21 protein-coding genes and 1 tRNA gene are annotated in these 23,489 nt (G+C 53.0%); 11 read left to right on the plus strand and 11 right to left on the minus strand.

Translation table 11 applies throughout. From position 1 onward, the window contains the following. Nucleotides 1-3: 3 nt before the first annotated feature. Nucleotides 4-1,254 (minus strand): integrase arm-type DNA-binding domain-containing protein, encoded by a 1,251-nt coding sequence (locus GPJ68_RS02975; protein WP_021517945.1) that lies wholly within the window; start codon nt 1,252-1,254, stop codon nt 4-6. Nucleotides 1,255-1,443: 189 nt separating this feature from the next. Next, nucleotides 1,444-1,528, minus strand: a tRNA-Leu gene (locus tag GPJ68_RS02980). Between the two features lie 221 nt (nt 1,529-1,749). Here GPJ68_RS02980 and GPJ68_RS02985 point away from each other — a divergent pair. Further along, complete coding sequence (locus GPJ68_RS02985; protein ID WP_016151513.1) at nt 1,750-2,769, plus strand: NAD(P)-dependent alcohol dehydrogenase; 1,020 nt, start codon at nt 1,750-1,752, stop codon at nt 2,767-2,769. A 30-nt stretch (nt 2,770-2,799) separates the two neighbouring features. Here GPJ68_RS02985 and idnK read toward each other — a convergent pair whose 3' ends face one another. Continuing rightward, a complete protein-coding gene (gene idnK / locus GPJ68_RS02990) occupies nt 2,800-3,321 on the minus strand; it encodes a gluconokinase (protein WP_047358547.1) in 522 nt (173 codons plus the stop codon). Between the two features lie 217 nt (nt 3,322-3,538). On the opposite strand from idnK, the gene idnD reads away from it, so the two are divergent. The 5 genes from idnD to GPJ68_RS03015 all read left to right on the plus strand — a co-directional run bounded on the left by idnD (nt 3,539) and on the right by GPJ68_RS03015 (nt 9,498). After that, a complete protein-coding gene (idnD, locus tag GPJ68_RS02995) occupies nt 3,539-4,582 on the plus strand; it encodes an L-idonate 5-dehydrogenase (RefSeq protein WP_104652365.1) in 1,044 nt (347 codons plus the stop codon). Nucleotides 4,583-4,593: 11 nt separating this feature from the next. Then, nucleotides 4,594-5,358, plus strand: coding sequence for a gluconate 5-dehydrogenase (gene idnO, locus GPJ68_RS03000; RefSeq protein WP_049268593.1), 765 nt, complete (start codon nt 4,594-4,596; stop codon nt 5,356-5,358). Nucleotides 5,359-5,545: 187 nt separating this feature from the next. Next, nucleotides 5,546-6,865 (plus strand): gnt-II system L-idonate transporter, encoded by a 1,320-nt coding sequence (gene idnT, locus GPJ68_RS03005; protein ID WP_016155581.1) that lies wholly within the window; start codon nt 5,546-5,548, stop codon nt 6,863-6,865. 52 nt (nt 6,866-6,917) lie between these two features. Continuing rightward, nucleotides 6,918-7,916, plus strand: coding sequence for a LacI family DNA-binding transcriptional regulator (locus GPJ68_RS03010; protein WP_047358548.1), 999 nt, complete (start codon nt 6,918-6,920; stop codon nt 7,914-7,916). A 79-nt stretch (nt 7,917-7,995) separates the two neighbouring features. After that, a complete protein-coding gene (locus GPJ68_RS03015) occupies nt 7,996-9,498 on the plus strand; it encodes a helicase HerA-like C-terminal domain-containing protein (protein WP_104652367.1) in 1,503 nt (500 codons plus the stop codon). Nucleotides 9,499-9,537: 39 nt separating this feature from the next. Here the strand turns inward: GPJ68_RS03015 and lptG are convergent, their stop codons facing one another. The 3 genes from lptG to GPJ68_RS24940 form a co-directional block, all read right to left on the minus strand. After that, nucleotides 9,538-10,620, minus strand: a complete 1,083-nt coding sequence (gene lptG, locus GPJ68_RS03020) for an LPS export ABC transporter permease LptG (protein ID WP_008786067.1) — start codon at nt 10,618-10,620, stop codon at nt 9,538-9,540. Then, a complete protein-coding gene (lptF, locus tag GPJ68_RS03025; protein ID WP_016151506.1) occupies nt 10,620-11,720 on the minus strand; it encodes an LPS export ABC transporter permease LptF in 1,101 nt (366 codons plus the stop codon). Before lptF ends, lptG begins: the two co-directional genes overlap by 1 nt. A 62-nt stretch (nt 11,721-11,782) precedes the next feature. After that, a complete protein-coding gene (locus GPJ68_RS24940; protein WP_212723231.1) occupies nt 11,783-11,833 on the minus strand; it encodes a hypothetical protein in 51 nt (16 codons plus the stop codon). A 153-nt stretch (nt 11,834-11,986) separates the two neighbouring features. Here GPJ68_RS24940 and pepA point away from each other — a divergent pair, with 153 nt between their 5' ends. The 3 genes from pepA to GPJ68_RS03040 all read left to right on the plus strand — a co-directional run bounded on the left by pepA (nt 11,987) and on the right by GPJ68_RS03040 (nt 16,907). Further along, entirely contained in the window at nt 11,987-13,498 is a 1,512-nt protein-coding gene (gene pepA / locus GPJ68_RS03030; RefSeq protein ID WP_003025870.1) for a leucyl aminopeptidase, read from the plus strand. Nucleotides 13,499-13,608: 110 nt separating this feature from the next. Further along, nucleotides 13,609-14,052 (plus strand): DNA polymerase III subunit chi, encoded by a 444-nt coding sequence (gene holC, locus GPJ68_RS03035; protein WP_016151505.1) that lies wholly within the window; start codon nt 13,609-13,611, stop codon nt 14,050-14,052. Next, nucleotides 14,052-16,907, plus strand: coding sequence for a valine--tRNA ligase (locus GPJ68_RS03040; protein ID WP_016151504.1), 2,856 nt, complete (start codon nt 14,052-14,054; stop codon nt 16,905-16,907). The genes holC and GPJ68_RS03040 overlap by 1 nt, the downstream gene beginning before the upstream one ends. 56 nt (nt 16,908-16,963) lie before the next feature. On the opposite strand, the gene GPJ68_RS03045 is transcribed toward GPJ68_RS03040, so the two are convergent. Next, on the minus strand, nt 16,964-18,154 hold the full coding sequence (locus GPJ68_RS03045; RefSeq protein ID WP_172860584.1) for a YjgN family protein: 1,191 nt from the start codon (nt 18,152-18,154) through the stop codon (nt 16,964-16,966). A 193-nt stretch (nt 18,155-18,347) separates the two neighbouring features. On the opposite strand from GPJ68_RS03045, the gene GPJ68_RS03050 reads away from it, so the two are divergent. Further along, the gene (locus GPJ68_RS03050; protein ID WP_104651639.1) at nt 18,348-18,851 is read left to right on the plus strand and encodes a GNAT family N-acetyltransferase; all 504 of its coding nucleotides are present in this window, start codon (nt 18,348-18,350) and stop codon (nt 18,849-18,851) included. A gap of 26 nt (nt 18,852-18,877) precedes the next feature. Here the strand turns inward: GPJ68_RS03050 and GPJ68_RS03055 are convergent, their stop codons facing one another. The 3 genes from GPJ68_RS03055 to rraB form a co-directional block, all read right to left on the minus strand. Beyond that, nucleotides 18,878-19,708 carry a hypothetical protein gene (locus GPJ68_RS03055; RefSeq protein ID WP_019078255.1) on the minus strand — a complete coding sequence of 277 codons (831 nt, stop codon included), beginning with the start codon at nt 19,706-19,708 and terminating at the stop codon, nt 18,878-18,880. A gap of 165 nt (nt 19,709-19,873) precedes the next feature. Next, on the minus strand, nt 19,874-20,632 hold the full coding sequence (gene miaE, locus GPJ68_RS03060) for a tRNA isopentenyl-2-thiomethyl-A-37 hydroxylase MiaE (RefSeq protein WP_019078254.1): 759 nt from the start codon (nt 20,630-20,632) through the stop codon (nt 19,874-19,876). 51 nt (nt 20,633-20,683) lie between these two features. Further along, complete coding sequence (gene rraB / locus GPJ68_RS03065) at nt 20,684-21,109, minus strand: ribonuclease E inhibitor RraB (protein WP_016151501.1); 426 nt, start codon at nt 21,107-21,109, stop codon at nt 20,684-20,686. 163 nt (nt 21,110-21,272) lie between these two features. On the opposite strand from rraB, the gene argF reads away from it, so the two are divergent. Continuing rightward, nucleotides 21,273-22,280 (plus strand): ornithine carbamoyltransferase, encoded by a 1,008-nt coding sequence (argF, locus tag GPJ68_RS03070; RefSeq protein ID WP_016155574.1) that lies wholly within the window; start codon nt 21,273-21,275, stop codon nt 22,278-22,280. 99 nt (nt 22,281-22,379) lie between these two features. Here the strand turns inward: argF and GPJ68_RS03075 are convergent, their stop codons facing one another. Further along, nucleotides 22,380-22,832, minus strand: a complete 453-nt coding sequence (locus GPJ68_RS03075; protein WP_103283427.1) for a YhcH/YjgK/YiaL family protein — start codon at nt 22,830-22,832, stop codon at nt 22,380-22,382. Nucleotides 22,833-23,489 lie beyond the last annotated feature (657 nt).

Genomic DNA, 23,489 nt, shown 5'->3' on the forward strand with positions numbered 1-23,489 from the left:
TAGTTAAGTCTTTTTAAAATCAAATGGTGAAACTTGTCGTATTCTAAGGAGGTCAAGGTAATCGGCCCACCACTGCAACATAAGCTTTCTCTCATCAAGGTGCTCTGCTTTATGTATGTAGGCAGCACGAACTGAGTTCCGCTCCTGATGGCTCATTTGCCGTTCAACAGCATCTTTCGACCACAAGCCGGATTCAATCAAGGCACTACAAGCCATAGCCCTGAATCCATGTCCACAGACCTCCACGGTTGTGTCATAGCCCATAGCTCGCAAAGCTTTATTAACTGTGTTCTCGCTCATAGGTTTGCGGAAATTATGATCGCCAATAAATACGAGTTCATGGTCACCACTGATCTCTTTGATTTTCGTCAGCACAGCCAATGCCTGACAACTCAAAGGAACAAGATGTGGAGTTCGCATTTTCGAACCACGGTGCGAATGTTTGACCCCTGGCAATGGTTCGCGTTCTCCAGGGATAGTCCACATCGCATTTTCAAAGTCGATCTCCGACCATCTTGCGAATCTGAGTTCACTGGAACGAATGAAAATGAGCAATGTAAGCTTTACGGCTAACTTAGTGAGTTTTCTACCCTTGAAGCTATCTATTCGTTCTAAAAGTTCTGAGAATCGTTCGAATGGCAAAGCTGGCCTGTGGACTCTTTTAGCTACCGCAATAGCTCCTGCCATCTCTTGAGCAGGGTTGTAATCTATCAGCCCGTTCTGGACAGCATATCGCATCACTGCCGTTGTTCTTTGCTGTAGGCGGGAAGCAACTTCCAGTCGCCCAGAAGCTTCAACAGCCTTGATAGGGGCAAGAAGATCTCTGGTATTAAGCTCGGATATTTTTCTTTTACCAATAGCAGTAAAGAGACCATCTTCCATGCTTTTTAGAACTCTCTCGCTATGGGAATCTGACCATTTCCTTTTACAAGCCTTATGCCAGTCCCTGGCAACAGATTCAAAAGTAAGAGCTTCGCTCTGCTCGATCTTGTCTGCCTTTTTCTTCTCGGAAGGGTCGATACCATCAGATACCAACTTTTTAGCCTCATCTCGTTTCCTGCGAGCTTCACCAAGAGAGACCATTGGATAAACACCCAATGCTAAAACTTTCTGTTTGCCATCGAAACGGTATTGGAGTCGCCAGTATTTTGAACCATTGGGGTTGATCAGCAGGTGCATACCCTGCCCATCTGTGAGTTTGAAAGGTTTGTCGGAGGGCTTGGTAGTCCTAACTTTGATATCGGTGAGAGCCATCAGTTGATACCTCCAGTGTTGGTACCAAAATCAATCGAACCGGGAATACCATCAGTTATACCATCATCGGTTGGTATATGTTCAAGGAACTGAGTAGACGTGAACAGACTAAGCCAAGTTAGAAACCTGCTTAACTTACTGTTTTTATGGACTAAAGTAGACGTTAGTAGACTTAAAAAAAGCTTTGTATGGTGCCGAAGGCCGGACTCGAACCGGCACGTATTTCTACGGTTGATTTTGAATCAACTGCGTCTACCGATTTCGCCACTCCGGCACGGAAGGGATGCGGAAAACGTTGTGGATTATACCTGTCATGCGCCACCATGCAAGCACCAGCGTGTGCCTGACTCGCTAAGTGTTGAAAATTTCAGCATTCCCTTTCTCACCTGCAACCATCGTCACAGTTTGCCCCCCTTATTAATCCCCCCTTCTGCGAAGCGTCCCGTTTCCCCATGCTCTACACTTCCAGTTCAACACCACACAGAGGGAAATACGATGTCGATGATAAAAAGCTACGCCGCAAAAGCGGCGGGCAGCGAACTCGAACTCTATGAATATGATGCGGGCGAGCTTAAGCCGGAAGATGTCGAAGTCCAGGTCGATTACTGCGGTATCTGCCATTCCGATTTGTCGATGATCGACAACGAATGGGGGTTCTCTCAGTATCCGCTGGTGGCCGGGCATGAGGTGATTGGTCGCGTGGCAGCGCTTGGTAGCGCGGCGCAAGATAAAGGTCTGAAGGTTGGTCAGCGAGTCGGCATTGGCTGGACGGCGCGCAGCTGCGGGCATTGCGACGCCTGTATCAGCGGCAATCAGATTAACTGCCTGGAAGGTTCCGTTCCCACTATTCTCAATCGCGGTGGCTTTGCCGAGAAGCTGCGGGCCGACTGGCAATGGGTGATCCCGCTGCCGGAAAGCATCGATCTGGCGGCGGCAGGTCCCTTGCTGTGCGGCGGTATCACGGTGTTCAAACCGCTGCTGATGCACCATATCACCGCCACCAGCCGCGTTGGGGTGATCGGCATCGGCGGCCTGGGGCATATCGCCATTAAGCTGTTACACGCGATGGGGTGCGAAGTGACCGCGTTCAGCTCCAATCCGGCGAAAGAGCAGGAAGTGCTGGCGATGGGGGCGGATAAGGTGGTTAACAGCCGCGATCCGGATGCGCTAAAAGCGCTGGCGGGCCAGTTCGATCTCATTATTAACACGGTTAACGTCGATCTCGACTGGCAGCCTTATTTTGAAGCGCTGGCTTACGGCGGTAACTTCCATACCGTCGGCGCGGTGCTGAAGCCGCTGCCGGTGCCAGCGTTCACCTTAATTGCCGGCGATCGCAGCATCTCCGGTTCAGCAACCGGTACGCCGTTCGAACTACGCAAGCTGATGAAGTTTGCCGGGCGCAGCAAGGTGTCGCCCACCACCGAACTGTACCCGATGTCGCGAATTAACGAAGCTATCCAGCACGTGCGTGACGGCAAAGCCCGCTACCGCGTGGTGCTGAAAGCCGACTTCTGATGCAAGGTTCAGTCCCGCAAGGGGCTGAGCTTATTGCCCGTTACGAAACGCGAGCACCGCCTGGCGGCACTGTTCCGTCACATGCTCAATGTCATGGTTCACGTCGATGCGGGCAATATCACGTTCGTCCTCCTGCGGGCACTCCAGCGCATCGAACTGGCTTTTGAGTAATCCCACCGGCATAAAATGCCCTGCCCGACGCTGCATGCGCGCCAGAATGGTCTCGTAATCGCCGTCCAGCCACAAAAAATGCACATTCGGGCTGCCCTGCCGCAATATATCGCGATACTGTTTTTTTAATGACGAGCAAACAATAAACCCGGTCTCATTCTTTTTATATAAACTGTATGAAGCGTCATTTAATCGCGCTAACCACGGTAGTCGGTCTTCATCGGTTAATGGAATACCTTCAGACATTTTATCAATATTTTTGGCCGGATGGAGATCGTCACCATCAATGAATTTGGCCGATAATACTGCAGCAATTTTGCTGCCAATTAAAGATTTACCGCTACCCGAAACGCCCATCAAAATATAACTTTCCCCGGCCATTGAAAAAACTCCAGATTCATATTCCATGGCGCGATACTACGCCTTCCACATTGCAGAATTCACCTTTTTTCGGCGCGGCTGAGCAGATTTACAAGGCGCATCACGTTATGCGTAACATTGTAGTGTAACAATTTTCCAGCGTGATCTTTATCACAAATAATAACAATCAAAACCGTTTAAATGCTGCCGAGGTTACTACCTGACCAGTGAGGCATTTATGCAAGTCAAAACCCAATCCTGCGTTGTCGCGGGTAAGAAAACTGTTGCCATTACCGACCAAAATATTGAATGGAATAATAAAGGAACGCTGGTACAAATTACCCGCGGCGGAATTTGTGGTTCCGACTTACATTATTATCAGGAAGGAAAAGTCGGTAATTTTACCGTTAAAGCACCGATGATTTTAGGCCATGAAGTTATTGGTAAAGTGGTGCACAGCGACTCAAAAGAATTACATGAAGGTCAGTCGGTGGCTATTAATCCGTCGAAGCCCTGTGGCGACTGTAAATACTGTCTGCAGCACGAAGAAAACCAGTGCACGGAAATGCGCTTTTTTGGCAGCGCCATGTATTTTCCCCACGTTGACGGCGGCTTTACCCGATTTAAAACCGTCGATACCGCGCAGTGCATCCCCTACCCCCAGCACGCCGATGAAAAAGTCATGGCCTTTGCCGAACCGCTGGCAGTCGCGATCCACGCCGCGCATGAAGCAGGAGACCTGCAGGGCAAACGCGTGTTTATCTCCGGCGTGGGGCCTATCGGCTGCCTGATCGTCAGCGCAGTGAAAACGCTCGGCGCAGCAGAAATTGTCTGTGCTGATATCAGCCCGCGCTCGCTGTCGCTGGCCCAGCAGATGGGTGCTGACACGCTGATTAACCCGCAGCAGGACTCGCTCGATGAGTGGAAAAAAGAAAAAGGCCACTTCGACGTCAGCTTCGAAGTCTCTGGTCATCCGTCCTCAATCACCACCTGCCTGGAGGTCACCCGCGCGAAAGGCGTGATGGTGCAGGTCGGCATGGGCGGCGCGGTGCCGGACTTCCCGATGATGATGCTGATCGGCAAAGAGATCGCGCTCAAAGGCTCGTTCCGCTTTACCACCGAGTTCAACACTGCGGTGTCGTGGCTGGCGAATAACGTTATCGATCCGCTGCCATTACTCAGCGCCGAATATCCGTTTACCGAGCTTGAACAGGCGCTGATCTTTGCCGGGGATAAAACCCAGGCAGCGAAAGTCCAGCTCGTTTTTGCTGAAACAAAATAAGGAAGAACATAATGAAAGATCTTTTTTCGCTGGATGGCAAAAATATTCTGATCACCGGTTCGGCCCAGGGTATTGGTTATTTACTGGCGACCGGGCTGGGTAAATATGGCGCGCAGATTATCGTCAATGATATTACGCCGGAGCGCGCAGAGGCTGCCGTCGCCAAACTGCAACAGGAAGGGATCCGCGCCGTTGCCGCGCCGTTTAATGTTACGCAGAAACAGGACATTGATGCCGCCATCGACCATATCGAAAAAGACATTGGCCCAATCGATGTACTGGTGAATAACGCCGGTATTCAGCGCCGCCATCCGTTTACCGAGTTCCCGGAGCAGGACTGGAACGATGTGATTGCCGTTAACCAGACGGCGGTGTTCCTGGTCTCGCAGGCAGTAACGCGTCGGATGGTGGAACGTCAGGCCGGGAAGGTCATCAACATCTGCTCCATGCAGAGCGAACTGGGCCGCGACACCATCACGCCGTATGCCGCCTCGAAAGGCGCGGTGAAAATGCTCACCCGCGGTATGTGCGTTGAGCTGGCGCGCCACAATATCCAGGTCAACGGTATCGCACCGGGCTACTTCAAAACCGAGATGACCAAAGCGCTGGTCGAGGATGAAGCCTTCACCGCCTGGCTGTGCAAACGTACGCCAGCCGCGCGCTGGGGCGATCCGCAGGAGCTGATTGGCGCAGCGGTCTTCCTCTCTTCCAAAGCATCCGATTTTGTTAACGGGCACCTGTTGTTTGTCGATGGCGGCATGCTGGTCGCCGTCTGATGCAACACAACGCAACATCACGCAGCGCCCAGGCGCTGCATTTTTGGCCACCCCTAAATAATTCGAGTTGCGGGACGGCGGCAAGTGAATGAACCCGATGAGCTTACTTGAGTAAGTGATTCGGGTGAGTGAGCGTAGCCAACACACCTGCAACTTGAAGTATGACGGGGATATAAGAGAAACGATTATGCCATTAATAATAATTGCGGCAGGCGTCGCGCTGCTCCTGGTCCTGATGATTGGTTTTAAAGTTAACGGCTTTATTGCTCTGGTCCTGGTGGCGGCGGTCGTCGGTTTTGCCGAAGGGATGGATGCCCAGGCCGTTTTGCATTCAATACAAAATGGGATCGGCGGGACGCTCGGCGGTCTGGCGATGATCCTTGGCTTCGGTGCAATGCTCGGTAAGCTGATTTCCGATACCGGCGCGGCTCAGCGCATCGCCACCACGTTAATTGGCACGTTTGGTAAGAAACGCGTGCAGTGGGCGCTGGTGATCACCGGACTGGTGGTAGGTCTGGCGATGTTTTTCGAAGTCGGCTTTGTTCTGCTGCTGCCGCTGGTGTTTACGGTGGTGGCCTCTTCCGGCCTGCCGCTGCTGTATGTTGGCGTCCCGATGGTAGCTGCGCTGTCCGTGACCCACTGTTTTCTGCCGCCGCATCCGGGGCCGACCGCGATTGCCACCATTTTCGAGGCTAATCTCGGCACCACCCTGCTGTACGGCTTTATTATTACTATCCCGACGGTGATTGTTGCCGGGCCGCTGTTTTCTAAGCTGCTGACCCGCTTTGAGAAAGCGCCGCCGGAAGGGTTATTCAACCCGCATCTGTTCACCGAAGAAGAGATGCCGTCGTTCTGGAACAGTATCTTTGCCGCAGTAATCCCGGTCATACTGATGGCGGTCGCCGCAGTGTGCGAAATCACGCTGCCGAAAACCAACAGCGTACGGGTGTTCTTTGAGTTTATCGGTAACCCTGCGGTCGCGTTGTTTATCGCTATCGTGCTCGCCATTTTTACCCTTGGTCGGCGTAACGGACGTACGATCGAGCAAATTATGGATATCATTGGCGACTCTATCGGTGCGATTGCGATGATTGTGTTTATCATCGCCGGGGGCGGCGCGTTTAAGCAGGTTCTGGTCGACAGCGGCGTGGGGCAATATATCTCGCACCTGATGACCGGCACATCGCTTTCTCCGCTGCTGATGTGCTGGACGGTCGCCGCCTTGCTGCGTATCGCGCTCGGTTCAGCCACCGTGGCGGCGATTACCACCGCAGGCGTGGTACTGCCGATTATTAACGTCACCCACGCCGACCCGGCGCTGATGGTGCTGGCTACCGGCGCGGGCAGCGTGATTGCCTCCCACGTTAACGATCCGGGATTTTGGCTGTTTAAAGGCTATTTTAATCTCAGCGTCGGGGAAACGTTGCGTACCTGGACGGTAATGGAGACGCTGATTTCCATTATGGGGCTGCTGGGGGTTCTGGCACTGAACGCCATTCTGCATTAAGACGGTCATCACCGGGGAGCACAGATCCGCGCTCCCCGGCACTGGAGAGAAAATGAGGAACCACAGAATTTCTTTGCAAGACATCGCCACGCTGGCGGGCGTGACCAAAATGACGGTGAGCCGCTACATTCGCTCGCCAAAAAAGGTCGCAAAGGAAACCGGTGAACGCATCGCGCAGATTATGGAGGAGATTAATTACATCCCCAACCGCGCGCCCGCGATGTTGCTGAATGCGCAAAGCTATACGCTTGGCGTGCTGATCCCCTCGTTTCAAAACCAACTGTTCGCTGACATTCTGGCCGGCATTGAGTCGGTCACCTCGGATCATAACTATCAGACGCTGATCGCCAACTACAATTACGACCGGGAATCCGAGGAAGAGTCGGTGATCAATCTGCTGTCATACAATATCGACGGCATTATCCTGTCCGAAAAATATCACACCCTGCGCACGGTGAAGTTTTTGCGTTCAGCCAACATTCCGGTGGTGGAGCTGATGGATATTCAGGGCGATCGTCTGGACATGGAAGTAGGCTTCGATAACCGTCAGGCGGCATTTGATATGGTCAGCACCATGCTGGATAAACGCCAGCGGCGCAAAATCCTCTATCTCGGTTCGAAAGACGACGTCCGCGATGAACAGCGCTATCGCGGCTATTGCGATGCCATGACGCGCCGGGGTCTGGTGCCGCTGCGCGTCAATCCGCGTTCTATTTCGTCCATCCATCTCGGCACTCAGATGATGCGGGACGCGCTCGCCGCGCATCCGGATTTAGACGGCGTTTTTTGCACCAACGACGATATTGCGATGGGCGCGCTGCTGCTGTGCCGCGAGCGCGATCTGGCCGTTCCGGAACAGATCTCGATTGCCGGTTTCCACGGGCTGGAAATGGGCAGGCAGATGATCCCAAGCCTCGCCAGCGTGATCACCCCGCGTTTTGACATTGGCCGCATGGCAGCGCAGATGTTGCTGAGCAAAATCAAGAACAACGACCATAACCACAACACCGTGGATTTGGGGTACCAGATTTATCACGGCAATACGCTTTAAGTCATTTTCTCTGGCCATCGCATACTCTCTTTGATGGACATTGCCTATACTCCAGGCAAGATAAATGGAGGAAATCTCAATGAGCACACCCCTGCTAATTGCCCGCACGCCGGACACCGAACTGTTTTTACTGCCAGGCATGGCCAACCGTCACGGACTGATTACCGGCGCGACCGGGACCGGTAAAACCGTCACGCTACAGAAGCTGGCCGAATCGCTGTCTGAAATTGGCGTACCGGTATTTATGGCCGATGTGAAAGGCGACTTAACCGGCGTGGCCGAGGAAGGGCAGGCCTCTGAAAAGCTGCTCGCCCGCCTGAAAAATATCGGCATTACCGACTGGCAACCGCATGCTAATCCGGTCACGGTGTGGGATATCTTCGGCGAAAAAGGTCACCCCGTGCGGGCCACGGTATCTGACCTCGGCCCGTTGCTGCTGGCCCGTTTGTTGAACCTCAACGACGTGCAGTCCGGCGTGCTGGATATTATCTTCCGCATTGCTGATGACCAGGGCCTGCTGCTGCTCGATTTCAAAGACCTGCGAGCCATTACCCAGTACATCGGCGATAACGCCAAATCCTTCCAGAATCAGTATGGCAATATCAGCAGCGCCTCGGTCGGGGCAATTCAGCGTGGACTGCTGTCGCTGGAGCAACAGGGGGCGGCGCACTTCTTTGGCGAACCGATGCTGGACATCAAAGACTGGATGCGAACTGACGCCAGCGGCAAAGGGATGATCAACATCCTCAGCGCAGAGAAGCTCTACCAGATGCCCAAACTGTACGCCGCCAGCCTGCTGTGGATGCTCTCCGAACTGTACGAACAGCTGCCGGAAGCAGGCGATCTGGAGAAGCCAAAACTGGTGTTCTTCTTCGATGAAGCTCACCTGCTGTTCAACGACGCCCCGCAGGTACTGCTGGATAAAATCGAACAGGTGATCCGCCTGATCCGCTCGAAAGGGGTCGGCGTGTGGTTCGTCTCGCAAAACCCGTCAGATATTCCGGACAACGTGCTCGGTCAGTTGGGGAACCGCGTGCAGCACGCCCTGCGCGCGTTCACACCGAAGGATCAGAAAGCGGTGAAAACCGCCGCGCAAACCATGCGCGCCAACCCGGCATTTGAAACCGAAAAAGCCATTCAGGAACTGGGAACCGGCGAGGCGCTGGTGTCGTTTCTGGACGCTAAAGGCAGCCCGTCTGTGGTTGAACGAGCAATGGTGATTGCGCCGTGCTCGCGGATGGGGCCAGTGACGGATGACGAGCGTAACGGGCTGATTAATCACTCCTCGCTGTACGGTAAATATGAAGAACAGATCGACCGCGAGTCCGCCTATGAGCGTTTACAGCAAGGCGTGCAGGCCAGCACCGAGCAGCAAAATACACCTCCCGCCAACGGTAAAGCGATCGATGTGGACGGCGGTATTCTCGGTGGATTGAAGGATATTCTGTTTGGCAGCACCGGACCGCGCGGCGGCAAGCGCGATGGCGTGGTACAGAGCGTGGCGAAGAGCGCGGCGCGACAGGTCACCAATCAGATAATCCGCGGCATGTTGGGGAGTTTGATGGGCGGGAGAAAACGCTAGCAGGAAGGCGCCCCTCCCGCACAGCGGGAGGGGCGAATATCAGGACTTACGCAGCATCAGCCACAGGCTTATCAGGAAGAAGCTGGCGCTTGGCAGCAACGCGCCGATAATCGGCGGAATGCCGTACACCAGCGTCAGCGGGCCAAAGATTTGGTCCAGCACATAGAACACAAATCCGAAGCTAATCCCTGTCACCACGCGCACGCCCATCGGGACGCTACGCAGCGGACCAAAGATAAACGACAGCGCCATCAGCATCATTACCGCCACAGACAGCGGCTGGAAGACTTTGCTCCACATATTGAGCTGGTAGCGTCCGGCGTCCTGGCCGCTCGACTTCAGGTACTTCACGTAGTTATGCAGACCACTAATCGAGAGCGCATCAGGATCCAACGCCACGACGCCGAGCTTGTCGGGTGTAAGGTTGGTTTTCCAGGTGCCGCTCACCGTCTGCGAGCCGGTGATTTGCTTCGGATCGGTCAGGTTGGATTCATCCACCTGCGACAAACGCCAGACCTTCTGCTCCGGGTCAAACGTCGCGCTTGCGGCATAGCGAACGGACTGCAAACGGCGCTTGTCGTTAAAGGAGTAGATGCTAATTCCGCCTAACTCGGCGTCACCTTTCACCCGCTCAATGTAGACAAAGCTATCGCCATCTTTCGCCCACAAACCTTGCTGGGTAGAGAGCAGCGAGCCGCCGTACATCTGCTGCGCACGGTAGTTACGCGCCATCTGTTCGCCCTGCGGCGCCACCCATTCGCCGATGGCCATCGTCAGCAACACCAGCGGAATCGCGGTTTTCATCACCGACAACGCCACCTGCATACGGGTAAAGCCAGAAGCCTGCATGACCACCAGTTCACTGCGCTGCGCCAGCATGCCCAGCCCCAGCAAAGCACCCAGCAGCGCCGCCATCGGAAAGAAGATCTGGATATCTTTCGGCGCGCTGAGCAGGGTATACAGCCCGGCGCCCATCGCATCGTAGCTCCCCTGCCCGGCTTTTTTCAGCTGGTCGACAAACTTGATGATCCCGGAGAGCGACACCAGCATGAACAACGTCATCATGATGGTGGTGAAAATGGTTTTACCGATATAGCGGTCAAGTACACCAAAAGGCTGCATTATACCGCTCCTTTACGCATAAAACGGGCACGTAAGCGGCGCATCGGCACCGTATCCCAGAGGTTAAGCACAATTGCCAGCGCCAGATACGCCAGGTTAACCGTCCACATCCAGAACACCGGATCCAGCTTACCTTTGCCGCCGTTCGACTTCAGCGATGTCTGAACCAGGAAGAACAGCAAATAAAGCAGCATTGCTGGCAGCATGGACAGTACGCGACCCTGACGCGGGTTCACCACGCTCAGCGGTACAACCATCAGCGCCATCATAAATACGGTGAATACTAACGTGATACGCCAGGTCAGCTCCGCACGGGCGCGATCGGTGTCGGTCGTCCATAGCGTACGCATGGTCATCTGGTCGGTATCGTTTGGATCCAGCGCCACGGCCTGATGACCGATAATCGCCTGATAATTCTGGAAGTCGGTAATGCGGAAATCGCGCAGCAGCGCGGTCCCTTCAAAACGCGTCCCCTGGTTCAGCGTCACGACCTGAGAGCCATCGCGCAATTGGGTAAGATGACCGGAGTCCGCTACCACTACCGAAGGACGGGCGTTACCTTTCGGGCGGATTTGCGCGAGGAACACATCGTTGAAGTTACTGCCGTCAACGCTTTCGATAAACAGCACCGAGCCGCCGTTAGTCGCCTGCTGGAATTGCCCCTGAGCAAGCGCCGCCATACCGGGGTTCGCTTTCGCCTCCGCCAGGACTTCGTCCTGATGTCTGGAGGACCACGGTCCGGCCCACATCACGTTGACCGCCGCAATAATACTGGTAAACAGCGCCAGCACCATCGCCGCTTTTACTAAGACAGCCTTGCTCAGCCCGCAGGCGTGCATGACCGTAATTTCACTTTCGGTATACAGTTTGCCCAGCGTCATCAGCAGCCCGAGGAACAGGCTTAATGGCAAGATAAGTTGCGCCATTTCTGGCACGCCCAGCCCCAGCAGCGAGAGCACCAGATTCGCCGGGATATCACCGTCAACCGCCGCACCAAGGATCCTGACTAACTTTTGACAAAAGAAGATCAAAAGCAGGATGAATAGGATCGCAAGTTGGCTTTTGAGCGTTTCCCGAACCAGATATCTTATGATTATCACTTTAAATACGCCCGTAAAAACCCGTCTTTTGCCGGAATTTAGCTTGTTTCATGGCTTAAACGTCATTTATTCTCTTGAGTCGTCGAAATCGTCGCTAAGATCATTATACTCAACGGATCCACCTCTCAGAAATTGTTCTGACGTGCCAATGCCGTAATAACGTTAAGATTAACACGAAGTCACCGCAACAGCGGGTATGAGTTACGAAAGCTTGCAATTCTATCCGTAGCCACCGCCGTTGTCTTTAAGATTCAGGAGCGTAGTGCATGGAGTTCAGTGTAAAAAGCGGTAGCCCGGAGAAACAGCGGAGTGCGTGCATCGTCGTGGGTGTCTTTGAACCACGCCGTCTCTCTCCGATTGCAGAGCAGCTCGACAAGATCAGCGACGGGTACATCAGCGCACTGCTGCGTCGTGGCGAACTGGAAGGCAAACCAGGTCAAACCCTGTTGCTGCACCATGTTCCTAACGTTCTGTCTGAGCGAATTCTCCTCATTGGTTGTGGCAAAGAGCGCGAGCTTGATGAGCGCCAGTACAAGCAGGTCATTCAGAAAACCATCAATACGCTGAATGATACTGGCTCAATGGAAGCCGTCTGCTTCCTGACTGAGCTGCACGTCAAAGGGCGCAATAACTACTGGAAAGTGCGTCAGGCCGTTGAGACGGCACAGGAAACGCTGTACAGCTTTGATCAACTGAAGACCAACAAAAGCGAGCCGCGTCGACCGCTGCGTAAAATGGTCTTCAACGTACCGACCCGCCGGGAACTGACCAGCGGTGAGCGTGCGATCCAGCACGGTCTGGCGATCGCCGCCGGCATTAAAGCGGCAAAAGATCTCGGCAACATGCCGCCGAACATCTGTAACGCCGCCTACCTTGCCTCTCAGGCGCGCCAGTTGGCAGACAGCTACAGCAAAAATGTTGTAACCCGCGTGATCGGCGAGCAGCAAATGAAAGAGCTGGGCATGCACTCTTATCTGGCCGTCGGTCACGGCTCGCAGAATGAGTCGCTGATGTCGGTCATCGAGTACAAAGGCAATCCGTCCGAAGACGCGCGTCCGATCGTGCTGGTCGGTAAAGGGTTAACCTTTGACTCTGGCGGTATCTCCATCAAACCTGCCGAAGGCATGGATGAGATGAAATACGACATGTGCGGCGCGGCAGCGGTATATGGCGTGATGCGCATGGTGGCCGAGCTTCAACTGCCAATCAACGTCGTCGGCGTGCTGGCAGGCTGCGAAAATATGCCGGGTGGCCGCGCGTATCGCCCAGGCGACGTGCTGACCACCATGTCTGGTCAGACCGTTGAAGTTCTCAATACCGATGCCGAAGGCCGTCTGGTCCTGTGCGACGTATTAACCTACGTCGAGCGCTTTGAGCCAGAAGCGGTGATTGACGTCGCAACCCTGACAGGCGCGTGCGTGATTGCGCTGGGCCATCACATCACTGGCCTGATGTCGAACCACAACCCGCTGGCGCATGAGCTGATCGGTGCATCCGAACAGGCTGGCGACCGCGCGTGGCGTTTGCCGCTGGGCGATGAATACCAGGAGCAGCTAGAGTCCAACTTTGCGGATATGGCGAACATCGGCGGACGTCCTGGCGGCGCCATTACCGCGGGCTGCTTCCTGTCACGCTTTACCCGTAAGTACAACTGGGCGCACCTCGATATCGCCGGTACCGCATGGCGTTCAGGGAAAGCCAAAGGCGCAACCGGTCGTCCGGTGGCGCTGCTGTCGCAATTCCTGCTCAATCGTGCCGGTTTTAACGGCGAAGAGTAAGGCGGTAAGCACAAGCAATAAGACCCGTAGGCCGGATAAGCGCAACGCCATCCGGCCTACGGTTGTGCATCATGGCAACGCATTTAAATTCACCAGAAGAAGCCCCATATATGAGAAACGCAACTTTCTATCTTCTGGACAATGACACGCAACACGATGGCTTAAGCGCCGTCGAGCAGTTGGTGTGTGAAATTGCCGCAGAACGTTGGCGTGCTGGCAAGCGCGTGCTGATCGCCTGCGAAAACGAAAAGCAGGCTCTTCGACTGGATGAAGCCCTGTGGGCAAGACCGGCAGAAAGCTTTGTTCCGCATAATCTGGCAGGTGAAGGCCCCAGAGGCGGCGCACCGGTAGAAATTGCCTGGCCGGAGAAACGCAACAGCAGCCCGCGCGACCTGCTTATCAGTTTGCGCGTTGGCTTTGCAGATTTTGCCACCGCTTTCACAGAAGTGATAGACTTCGTTCCTTACGAAGATTCTTTGAAACAATCGGCACGCGATCGCTACAAAGCTTACCGCGTGGCTGGTTTTAACCTGAATACGGCAACCTGGAAATAATGGAAAAGACATACAACCCACAAGATATCGAACAGCCGCTTTACGAGCACTGGGAAAAGCAGGGCTATTTCAAACCTAACGGCGATGAAAGCAAAGAGTCCTTCTGCATCATGATCCCGCCGCCGAACGTCACCGGCAGTTTGCATATGGGTCATGCTTTCCAGCAAACCATCATGGATACCATGATCCGCTACCAGCGTATGCAGGGTAAAAACACCCTGTGGCAGGCCGGTACCGATCACGCGGGTATCGCAACCCAGATGGTGGTTGAGCGTAAGATTGCCGCTGAAGAAGGTAAAACCCGCCACGACTACGGTCGCGAAGCGTTTATCGACAAAATCTGGCAGTGGAAAGCGGAATCCGGCGGCACCATCACCCGCCAGATGCGCCGTCTCGGCAACTCCGTTGACTGGGAGCGCGAGCGCTTCACTATGGACGAAGGTCTTTCCAATGCCGTGAAAGAAGTCTTCGTTCGCCTGTACAAAGAAGACCTGATTTATCGTGGCAAGCGCCTGGTGAACTGGGACCCGAAACTGCGCACCGCAATTTCCGACCTGGAAGTGGAAAACCGCGAGTCGAAAGGCTCAATGTGGCACATCCGCTATCCGCTGGCCGACGGTGCGAAAACCGCTGATGGTAAAGATTACCTGGTCGTCGCCACCACCCGTCCGGAAACCGTACTGGGCGATACCGGCGTGGCCGTCAACCCAGAAGATCCGCGTTATAAAGATCTGATTGGCAAATTTGTTGTTCTGCCGCTGGTTAACCGCCGCATTCCCATCGTCGGCGATGAACACGCTGATATGGAAAAAGGCACCGGCTGCGTGAAGATCACCCCGGCGCACGACTTTAACGACTACGAAGTCGGGAAACGTCACGGCCTGCCGATGATCAATATTCTGACCTTTGACGGCGACATCCGTGAAACCGCGGAAGTGTACGACACCAAAGGCGAAGAATCCGACGTTTATTCCAATGAAATCCCGGCTGAGTTCCAGAAGCTGGAGCGCTTTGCCGCGCGTAAAGCGGTGGTTGCCGCTGTTGATGCGCTGGGCCTGCTGGAAGAAATTAAACCGCACGACCTGACCGTACCTTACGGCGACCGTGGCGGCGTGGTTATTGAACCGATGCTGACCGACCAGTGGTACGTCCGTGCCGACGTGCTGGCGAAACCGGCGGTTGAAGCGGTTGAAAACGGCGACATTCAGTTCGTACCGAAGCAGTACGAAAACATGTACTTCTCCTGGATGCGCGATATTCAGGACTGGTGTATTTCCCGTCAGCTGTGGTGGGGTCACCGTATCCCGGCATGGTATGACAACGACGGCAACGTCTACGTTGGCCGTACAGAAGACGAAGTGCGTCAGGAAAACAACCTCGGTGCCGACGTTCAGCTTCGCCAGGACGAAGACGTACTCGATACCTGGTTCTCCTCCGCACTGTGGACCTTCTCTACCCTGGGCTGGCCGGAAAACACCGACGCGCTGCGTCAGTTCCACCCAACCAGCGTGATGGTTTCCGGTTTCGACATCATCTTCTTCTGGATTGCCCGCATGATCATGATGACCATGCACTTCATCAAAGATGAAAACGGCAAGCCGCAGGTGCCGTTTAAGACCGTCTACATGACCGGTCTGATCCGCGACGACGAAGGCCAGAAGATGTCCAAATCCAAGGGCAACGTCATTGACCCGCTGGATATGGTCGACGGTATCTCCCTGGCAGAACTGCTGGAGAAACGTACCGGCAACATGATGCAGCCGCAGCTGGCCGAGAAGATTGCCAAGCGTACCGAGAAGCAGTTCCCGGACGGCATCGAGCCGCACGGCACCGACGCACTGCGCTTCACCCTGGCGGCGCTGGCCTCTACCGGTCGCGACATCAACTGGGATATGAAGCGTCTGGAAGGTTACCGTAACTTCTGTAACAAGCTGTGGAACGCTAGTCGCTTCGTGCTGATGAACACCGAAGACCAGGATTGCGGCTTCAACGGCGGCGAAATGACCCTGTCGCTGGCGGATCGCTGGATCCTTGCTGAATTCAACCAGACCATCAAAGCGTACCGCGAAGCGCTGGACAACTTCCGCTTCGACATCGCCGCGGGCATTCTGTACGAATTCACCTGGAACCAGTTCTGCGACTGGTATCTGGAGCTGACCAAGCCGGTAATGAACGGCGGTTCCGAGTCTGAACTGCGCGGCACCCGCAATACGCTGGTCACCGTTCTGGAAGGTCTGCTGCGCCTGGCGCATCCGATCATCCCGTTCATCACCGAGACCATCTGGCAGCGCGTGAAGGTGATTTCCGGTATTACCGCCGACACCATCATGCTGCAGCCGTTCCCGGAATATAACGCCGCACAGGTTGATGAAGCCGCACTGGCTGATACCGAATGGCTGAAGCAGGCGATCGTTGCCGTACGTAACATCCGTGCGGAAATGAACATCGCCCCAGGCAAACCGCTCGAACTGCTGCTGCGTGGTTGCAGCGCTGATGCGATGCGCCGTGTGAACGATAACCGCAGCTTCCTGCTGAACCTGGCGCGTCTGGAAAGCATCACCGTACTGCCAGCCGATGACAAAGGTCCAGTCTCCGTGACCAAAATCATCGACGGCGCCGAGCTGCTGATCCCGATGGCTGGCCTCATCAATAAAGAAGATGAGCTGGCGCGTCTGGCGAAAGAAGTGGCGAAAATCGAAGGTGAGATTGCCCGTATCGAAGGCAAACTTTCCAACGAAGGTTTCGTTGCTCGCGCACCGGAAGCAGTTATCGCCAAAGAGCGTGAGAAGCTGGACGGTTATGCGGAAGCGAAAGCGAAGCTGATTGAGCAGCAGGCGGTCATCGCCGCGCTGTAATTGCCGTTGACGTTATACACGTATTAAAGGCCGGAGCATGCTCCGGCCTTGTTGTATCAGATGAACGGGAAGTAGGTCATCACACCACGTGATACCCACATCGCCGGACCTGTTTCCAACGCCTCTGTATGGTCAGTCAGTTCCAGCGCATCCAAATCCCCTTGTACATGGGAGTTACTGGCCAGCCAACTGACCAGCCACATTTTCATCCACGGATAAGCTAGCCCAAACGTGATGCCTGAAATAAACAACACCAGTACAAAACGCCAGATCAGGCCATGTGCAGTGACGGAAGAATGAAAGCGGATTTTGCCCTCGGCCAGCGCCAGGTTATTCATGAACAGATTACGTAGCGTGGTGTATAAATAGCTTCCAACCACAATAATTCCGGCGAAATAGAGAAAATAGCTCGCCATTATTCTGCTCTGATTCTCCCGGATAAATTCGTCGTCGGCCACGCCTAACACAGCCAACATCACCATTTGCAGAAAGATAGGGGCAATTAGCCAGAGAATCACAACAACAAATGGCAGCAGTACCAGCACGGCTTTAATACACCCCACTATGCTTGCTTTCATATTAACGTTAATAGTAAAGCGGTGAATACCAAAATTACCGCCATTACCCACTAACTGCATCCATTTTGCATAGGTAATACCGTAGGTGATACCCATACCCACAATTCCCACCAACGCGATAAATGCTATTCTGATAAGAATTCCAGTACTGCCCTCAATCCAGTCGGTGGCAAGTGTCAGAAGATAAATCACTCCCCAGTTCACCACAGCAAGCACCACTGGCACAACCAGTAAAAAGAGCCACGCCTGTAATTGTGAGCAGTCAAAACCAAAACGCACACCGTTAAGCGACGTCATCATCGCCTGATACTGCAGGCTTTTTATGGTCATTAATGGAAGGACAGCTACCAGTAAACCAATCAAAGTAAAACCAACGAGAGGACTGCCGTTAGCAATAAAACTCATGCTGGCACCATAAACCACCATAATCGACAAGAAGCTTACGAGTATCGCGCCACCTGTCGCCTTATAGGTAAAGGGTTGGCCATTGAGAGTCATATTTTCGTAAATATAACGCCGACATTTCACTATCGCCCACGGTGTATAAATACCCAGAGTAATACAACACAGCAAAAAATTGACAATGCAAATAATAAAGTACTGCCATCCTTTACCGATAAAAATAAATGTGTGTCGTTGATTTTCCCGACCACCAACAAAATCATTCATGAACAATATCCCTAATATAAATTCCATTAAGATAAAAAATAAAAACCAGTGTTTATTTACTGGTTCGTTTACAATACTATTTTTAATTAGCCAATGTATTTTAATTTTTTCTGATTCAGGAACGTCTTGCACCCGACAGAAGAGAGTGGTATTAAATAAATATATAAGTGTATTTTTAGAATTGAGCCATATTATGAATGTTGTGCTACCCACCACGCTTACGCTGCGCCGAATCACCGCAGCAGATAATGCCGCTATCGCTGCGGTGATCCGCAAAGTTTCCGCTGAATACGGGCTTACTGCCGATAAGGGCTATACCGTTGCCGACCCTAATCTGGATGAACTATTCCAGGTTTACAGCCAGCCGGGCGCGGCCTACTGGGTGGTTGAGCAAAACGGTGAAGTCGTGGGCGGCGGCGGCGTTGCGCCGTTAGGATGTAGCGAACCGGACATTTGCGAACTGCAAAAGATGTACTTCCTGTCGAGCGCACGCGGTCAGGGGCTGGCGAAAAAGCTGGCGCTGATGGCCCTCGAACATGCCCGTGAGCAGGGTTTCAAACAGTGCTATCTGGAGACCACGGCGTTTCTGACCGAGGCAATCCGCCTGTATGAACATTTAGGGTTTGAGCATATCAGCGAAGCGCTGGGCTGTACCGGGCACGTGGATTGCGAAGTGCGGATGATAAAGCCCCTCTGACTTCAGCCGGAGGGGCAATGGTTGCGTTACTGCATTTCGGCGGAGAGCATCAGCCGAATGACGCCAGCCGCGCGAGCGGTTGGCAGCGTCAGCACCTGTGACCATAAATCCTGCACCATTTCACAAGCGACTTTCTCTTTGCCCACACCTTTACTCGGATCAGCCATAATCTGGATATCCGGTCCAAAGCGCTGTACCAATCCCGGGCCGATGGATTGCAGATCCTGAAGCGCCAGCTGTTTCTCTTGCGCCGTAACCGTATGTTTGTTCGGGCCATAAGCCGCGTGCATCATACTCATGTCGCTGGCCATTCGACGATTCATCAGCTCCCGCGGAATAATACGCACCGGGTTAATCCCGCCTTTCACCGCCGGGAACAGAAAGCGAAAACACTCGTCATCGCCCACTTTTGCCACCGCAGCAATCTGCTCGAGGTTAATTTTCATATACTCAATCACATTGGCATCGGGTGCCTGCTGCAAACGCGCCATCTGTACCTGCAGGATTTGCGGCTGAATAGCGTCGATAATCTGTTGTTCGCTTTTCCCAGCTTCTTTCAGTTGCGTTGCCTGGTTGAGGATATTCTGCCATAACGCGGGTTCTTGCTCTTTAAGTACCTGATAAACAGGCATTGCCAGCATCGCATTTTCAAATTTCTGCGCGTCCGTCAGCCCATAATCAGGGCTTTCGCGCGGGATCAGGTAGTGCACATCAAACAGATTCCACGCGACAATCGCTACCACAAAAACCACCGCGCCGGAGATCTTTCCCAGCCAGCCTTTTTTGCGAAACATGCCAACGACGATAGCAATCACCGCCCCGATATAACCCGCCAACAATACGTGTGCCCAGTTCATTAACCATCCTTATGCAAAACAGTCTCTGTTGCGGGGATATATTTCCCCTTCGTGTGTTTTGATTATTACGGCAGCAGCGAGCGATTTCCAGCCACCAGATTTTGCTAATGGAAACAGGAAAGGTAAAACCGCGCGACGATTAGCGCCGCGCGTCAGAGAAGAGAGTCAGGCTGGCACGCCGCTGTGGAAGCGGAATTCATCGTCGGGAGAAGTAATCAATGCGGCTTCTACTTCGCCAAAGAACCGCACCCGACTACTGATATCGTCGGCAGAAACCTGCTGTGCCAGCGCCAGATAGTCCTGATAGTGCCGCGCCTCGGATCGCAGCAGCGAAAGATAAAATGCCTGTAAATCGTCATCCAAATACGGCGCCAGCGCGGCGAACCGTTCACAAGAACGCGCCTCAATGTAAGCCCCGCAAATCAGTTTGTCGATTAGCGTTAATGGCTCGTGGGTTCGCACCTCTTTGAGCATGCCTTTGGCATAACGGCTGGCGGTAATTTTGACGTAGGGAATGTTGCGGCTCATCATCGCCTCACGCACCTGCCAGAAGTGGTGCAGCTCTTCTTTGATCAGCAAAACCATGCTGTCGATCAGCTTGCGCCCCCACGGGTCGTCAGTTTGCGGCATTACGCTTTTGCTAATCTGTTTATTCAGCGCGATAAAATCCGGTTCATCCCCTTCTCTGAAAGCATACGCTTCATAGGGTTTCAGCCAGTCCAGTAGCGCCTGCGATCCCTGTTTATCTGCAACATACTTACGCACCAGCAGCATGGCCGTTTGCGCCGCTTTCAGCTCGCAGACGAGATGATCCGTCAGTAACAGAGGGAGATTCGCCGGGGCTCGTGCTTTATCAAGCCAGGCCTGGGGCGTTTTACAGTGCAGGAAGTTGTGGATCGGGGAGAGTATTTGCAGGTAATCCATACGTTATCCTTGGCCTACGGCAGCAGACGCTACCGTAGGTCAGCAGATGACTTAGTGACGCACGCCGTCATCATCTTCGTCGACGAGGTCTTCATCGTCGCCGTCTTCACCTTCTTCGCCGTTCGGGTCTTCAAAATAGGTGCCCCAACCGTCGTATTCCACATCAAATTTTTCAGCCAGGTTCATCAGTTGCTCAACCTGAGCGTCGATCAACTCGGCATTCAGAGCACATTCGCTCAGGATGTCACAGCAAATAACCGTGTCGCCCTCTTCCACCTCCAGCTCTTCCGGCTCGGTCACTTCATAACCCAGCTTGAAGGCTTCTACTGCCGCTTTTTCCAGGGTTTCAAAGTCGTCCGCGGAAAGGTGATGCTCGATGGTGTACAGCGCGTCGGGATCGCTGCCATCTTCGAGTAACTCTTCAATAATCAAGCGCGTTTCTTCACGCTGTTCTTCCAGTAGTTCCGGGTTTGCCATGGCTCATTCCTCATAATGTCCTGCCGATACTCTTATTGTCACATACCGCTGTCATTGCCTCCACCTTTCCAGGAAAGATTTGTTAAACAAGGTTGCAAATGAATAAACATCCATATAAATTGAATTTTAATTCAATAAATGGCCTAAGCCATGTGAGGGAACTATGTCTGCGTTTTATCAGAAACATTTTTTGAAACTGCTTGATTTCACCTCTGCTGAACTCACGTCACTGCTCCAGCTCGCCGCGCAGCTCAAGACGGATAAGAAAAACGGTACCGAGGTCGCTAAACTCACCGGTAAAAACATCGCGCTCATCTTCGAAAAAGACTCAACCCGCACCCGTTGCTCTTTCGAAGTTGCCGCATACGATCAGGGCGCGCGCGTGACGTATCTCGGGCCGAGCGGCAGCCAGATTGGTCATAAAGAGTCTATCAAAGACACCGCCCGCGTACTCGGTCGTATGTACGACGGTATTCAGTATCGGGGCCACGGTCAGGAAATTGTCGAGACGCTGGCGGAATATGCCGGAGTTCCGGTTTGGAACGGATTAACCAACGAATTTCACCCCACCCAGTTGCTGGCGGATTTACTCACCATGCAGGAACACCTGCCGGGTAAAGCGTTTAATGAGATGGTGCTGGTCTACACCGGCGATGCCCGCAACAATATGGGCAATTCCATGCTGGAAGCCGCTGCGTTAACCGGACTGGATCTGCGTCTGGTCGCGCCCCAGGCCTGCTGGCCGGAGGAAAGCCTCGTTGCGGAGTGTAAAGCGCTGGCACAGAAAAACGGCGGCAATATAACGCTAACCGAAGATGTCGCCACGGGCGTGAAAGGCGCGGACTTCATCTATACCGACGTATGGGTATCGATGGGCGAAGCGAAAGAGAAATGGGCCGAACGTATTGCGCAGTTGCGTAAGTACCAGGTTAATAGCGCGATGATGGCGTTGACCGGCAATCCGCAGGTGAAATTCCTGCACTGCCTGCCCGCGTTCCATGACGATCAAACCACGCTTGGCAAACAAATGGCGCAGGAATATGGTCTGCACGGCGGCATGGAAGTGACCGACGAGGTGTTTGAGTCACCCGCCAGTATCGTATTTGATCAGGCGGAAAACCGAATGCACACCATCAAAGCGGTGATGGTCGCGACGCTTTCCAAATCATAGCATTGCGTGATTGAATTGCCGGATGGCGATGCTGACGCACCCTATCCGGCCTACCATCGTACTTCCTTAGGCCGGGTAAGTCGCACCCGGCAAACCGGTTTATGCTACCCGCATTTTCACCACGGCTTTGCGTACCAGCGCCGGAGCGCCGACCGCGCACAGCGGTTTATGCACTTCACCCGGATAAAAGACGACGAAGTCACCTTCGTTCAGCACCACCGTTTTCTCCTGTTCGCCTTCCGGCAGGAAGGCGATATCTTTATCCGCCAGCCATTCAGTTTCCGGTGCGCCCGCAGGCTGCGTGCTGAAAGTCATGCCTTCCTGACCTTTGAGCAGGATCTGAATATCCAGATAGCGAGCGTGATATTCGGCGCGGCGCTGCGCAAACGGCTCCGTCATATCTTCAGCAATCAGATAGAACAGACGTTCGCCGTCGATGTCGTGCTTACCCTTTTCCGTCGCATCCGTCACGTGCGCTTTAATGTGCTCAATCGCCTGACGCAGCTCTTCCGGCAGCCAGGCATCCAGGTTGTGAATATTGCCGACAATCATTTCAAACCCCTTAATTAAAACATCGTTTCATTTTTGTTGTTATACGAAAAAACGGTCTGCCATACCACTGCTATTTACCGATATTTTGCGTCAACGCATGTTTATCGCTGATGATGTTAAATAATTGCTAATAGCCAGCAACAGGTTATGCATAAACTCTGCATAACTTTCGTCTCATACTTTTCAACTCAGTCACTAACTCACTGTTATAGAAAGCTTTGTTAGAAAAACCAGCAATCGATCACAGTTTACGTCTCCTTCGTTATCTTTCTTCATCGTCATATTTATTTTGAAATAAACCTTACAGCACAAATAATAAAATAATAGATTCGCATAAAAATTCATTAAATATAGAAAAACACATAAAAATCAACGCACTATTTAATTTATTAAATATTTAAATATGTACATAAAATTAACACAGTTAAATAACAAGACATATTCCTGAGTAGTAATTCAATTATTCATGTTTTTATTTTTTAAATTCTCAGAGCCATCTCATAAATTAAACAACAAATGCCAAACATCGACCTGACTGTGAAATGAATCACGTTTCTATATCAGATAAGATCTAAATATAGATTCTGAAATCAGCTGAAAAACCATGACTGCAATAAACATTATTTGCAGGCACCTCCTCTTTATTTTTTAAAATTG

It is taken from the genome of Citrobacter sp. 172116965 (genome assembly GCF_013458095.1).
Classification (GTDB): Bacteria; Pseudomonadota; Gammaproteobacteria; order Enterobacterales; family Enterobacteriaceae; genus Citrobacter; species Citrobacter braakii.

Coding starts and splice junctions, on each gene's coding strand:
- idnO (WP_049268593.1), top strand. CDS start 4,594: ATGAAAGATCTTTTTTCGCTGGATGGCAAAAATATTCTGATCACCGGT.
- GPJ68_RS03045 (WP_172860584.1), bottom strand. CDS start 18,154: ATGAATGATTTTGTTGGTGGTCGGGAAAATCAACGACACACATTTATT.
- rraB (WP_016151501.1), bottom strand. CDS start 21,109: ATGGCAAACCCGGAACTACTGGAAGAACAGCGTGAAGAAACGCGCTTG.
- GPJ68_RS03055 (WP_019078255.1), bottom strand. CDS start 19,708: ATGAACTGGGCACACGTATTGTTGGCGGGTTATATCGGGGCGGTGATT.
- GPJ68_RS03010 (WP_047358548.1), top strand. CDS start 6,918: ATGAGGAACCACAGAATTTCTTTGCAAGACATCGCCACGCTGGCGGGC.
- miaE (WP_019078254.1), bottom strand. CDS start 20,632: ATGGATTACCTGCAAATACTCTCCCCGATCCACAACTTCCTGCACTGT.
- idnD (WP_104652365.1), top strand. CDS start 3,539: ATGCAAGTCAAAACCCAATCCTGCGTTGTCGCGGGTAAGAAAACTGTT.
- argF (WP_016155574.1), top strand. CDS start 21,273: ATGTCTGCGTTTTATCAGAAACATTTTTTGAAACTGCTTGATTTCACC.
- holC (WP_016151505.1), top strand. CDS start 13,609: ATGAGAAACGCAACTTTCTATCTTCTGGACAATGACACGCAACACGAT.
- idnK (WP_047358547.1), bottom strand. CDS start 3,321: ATGGCCGGGGAAAGTTATATTTTGATGGGCGTTTCGGGTAGCGGTAAA.
- GPJ68_RS03075 (WP_103283427.1), bottom strand. CDS start 22,832: ATGATTGTCGGCAATATTCACAACCTGGATGCCTGGCTGCCGGAAGAG.
- lptG (WP_008786067.1), bottom strand. CDS start 10,620: ATGCAGCCTTTTGGTGTACTTGACCGCTATATCGGTAAAACCATTTTC.
- GPJ68_RS02985 (WP_016151513.1), top strand. CDS start 1,750: ATGTCGATGATAAAAAGCTACGCCGCAAAAGCGGCGGGCAGCGAACTC.
- GPJ68_RS02975 (WP_021517945.1), bottom strand. CDS start 1,254: ATGGCTCTCACCGATATCAAAGTTAGGACTACCAAGCCCTCCGACAAA.
- idnT (WP_016155581.1), top strand. CDS start 5,546: ATGCCATTAATAATAATTGCGGCAGGCGTCGCGCTGCTCCTGGTCCTG.
- GPJ68_RS03050 (WP_104651639.1), top strand. CDS start 18,348: ATGAATGTTGTGCTACCCACCACGCTTACGCTGCGCCGAATCACCGCA.
- GPJ68_RS03040 (WP_016151504.1), top strand. CDS start 14,052: ATGGAAAAGACATACAACCCACAAGATATCGAACAGCCGCTTTACGAG.
- pepA (WP_003025870.1), top strand. CDS start 11,987: ATGGAGTTCAGTGTAAAAAGCGGTAGCCCGGAGAAACAGCGGAGTGCG.
- GPJ68_RS03015 (WP_104652367.1), top strand. CDS start 7,996: ATGAGCACACCCCTGCTAATTGCCCGCACGCCGGACACCGAACTGTTT.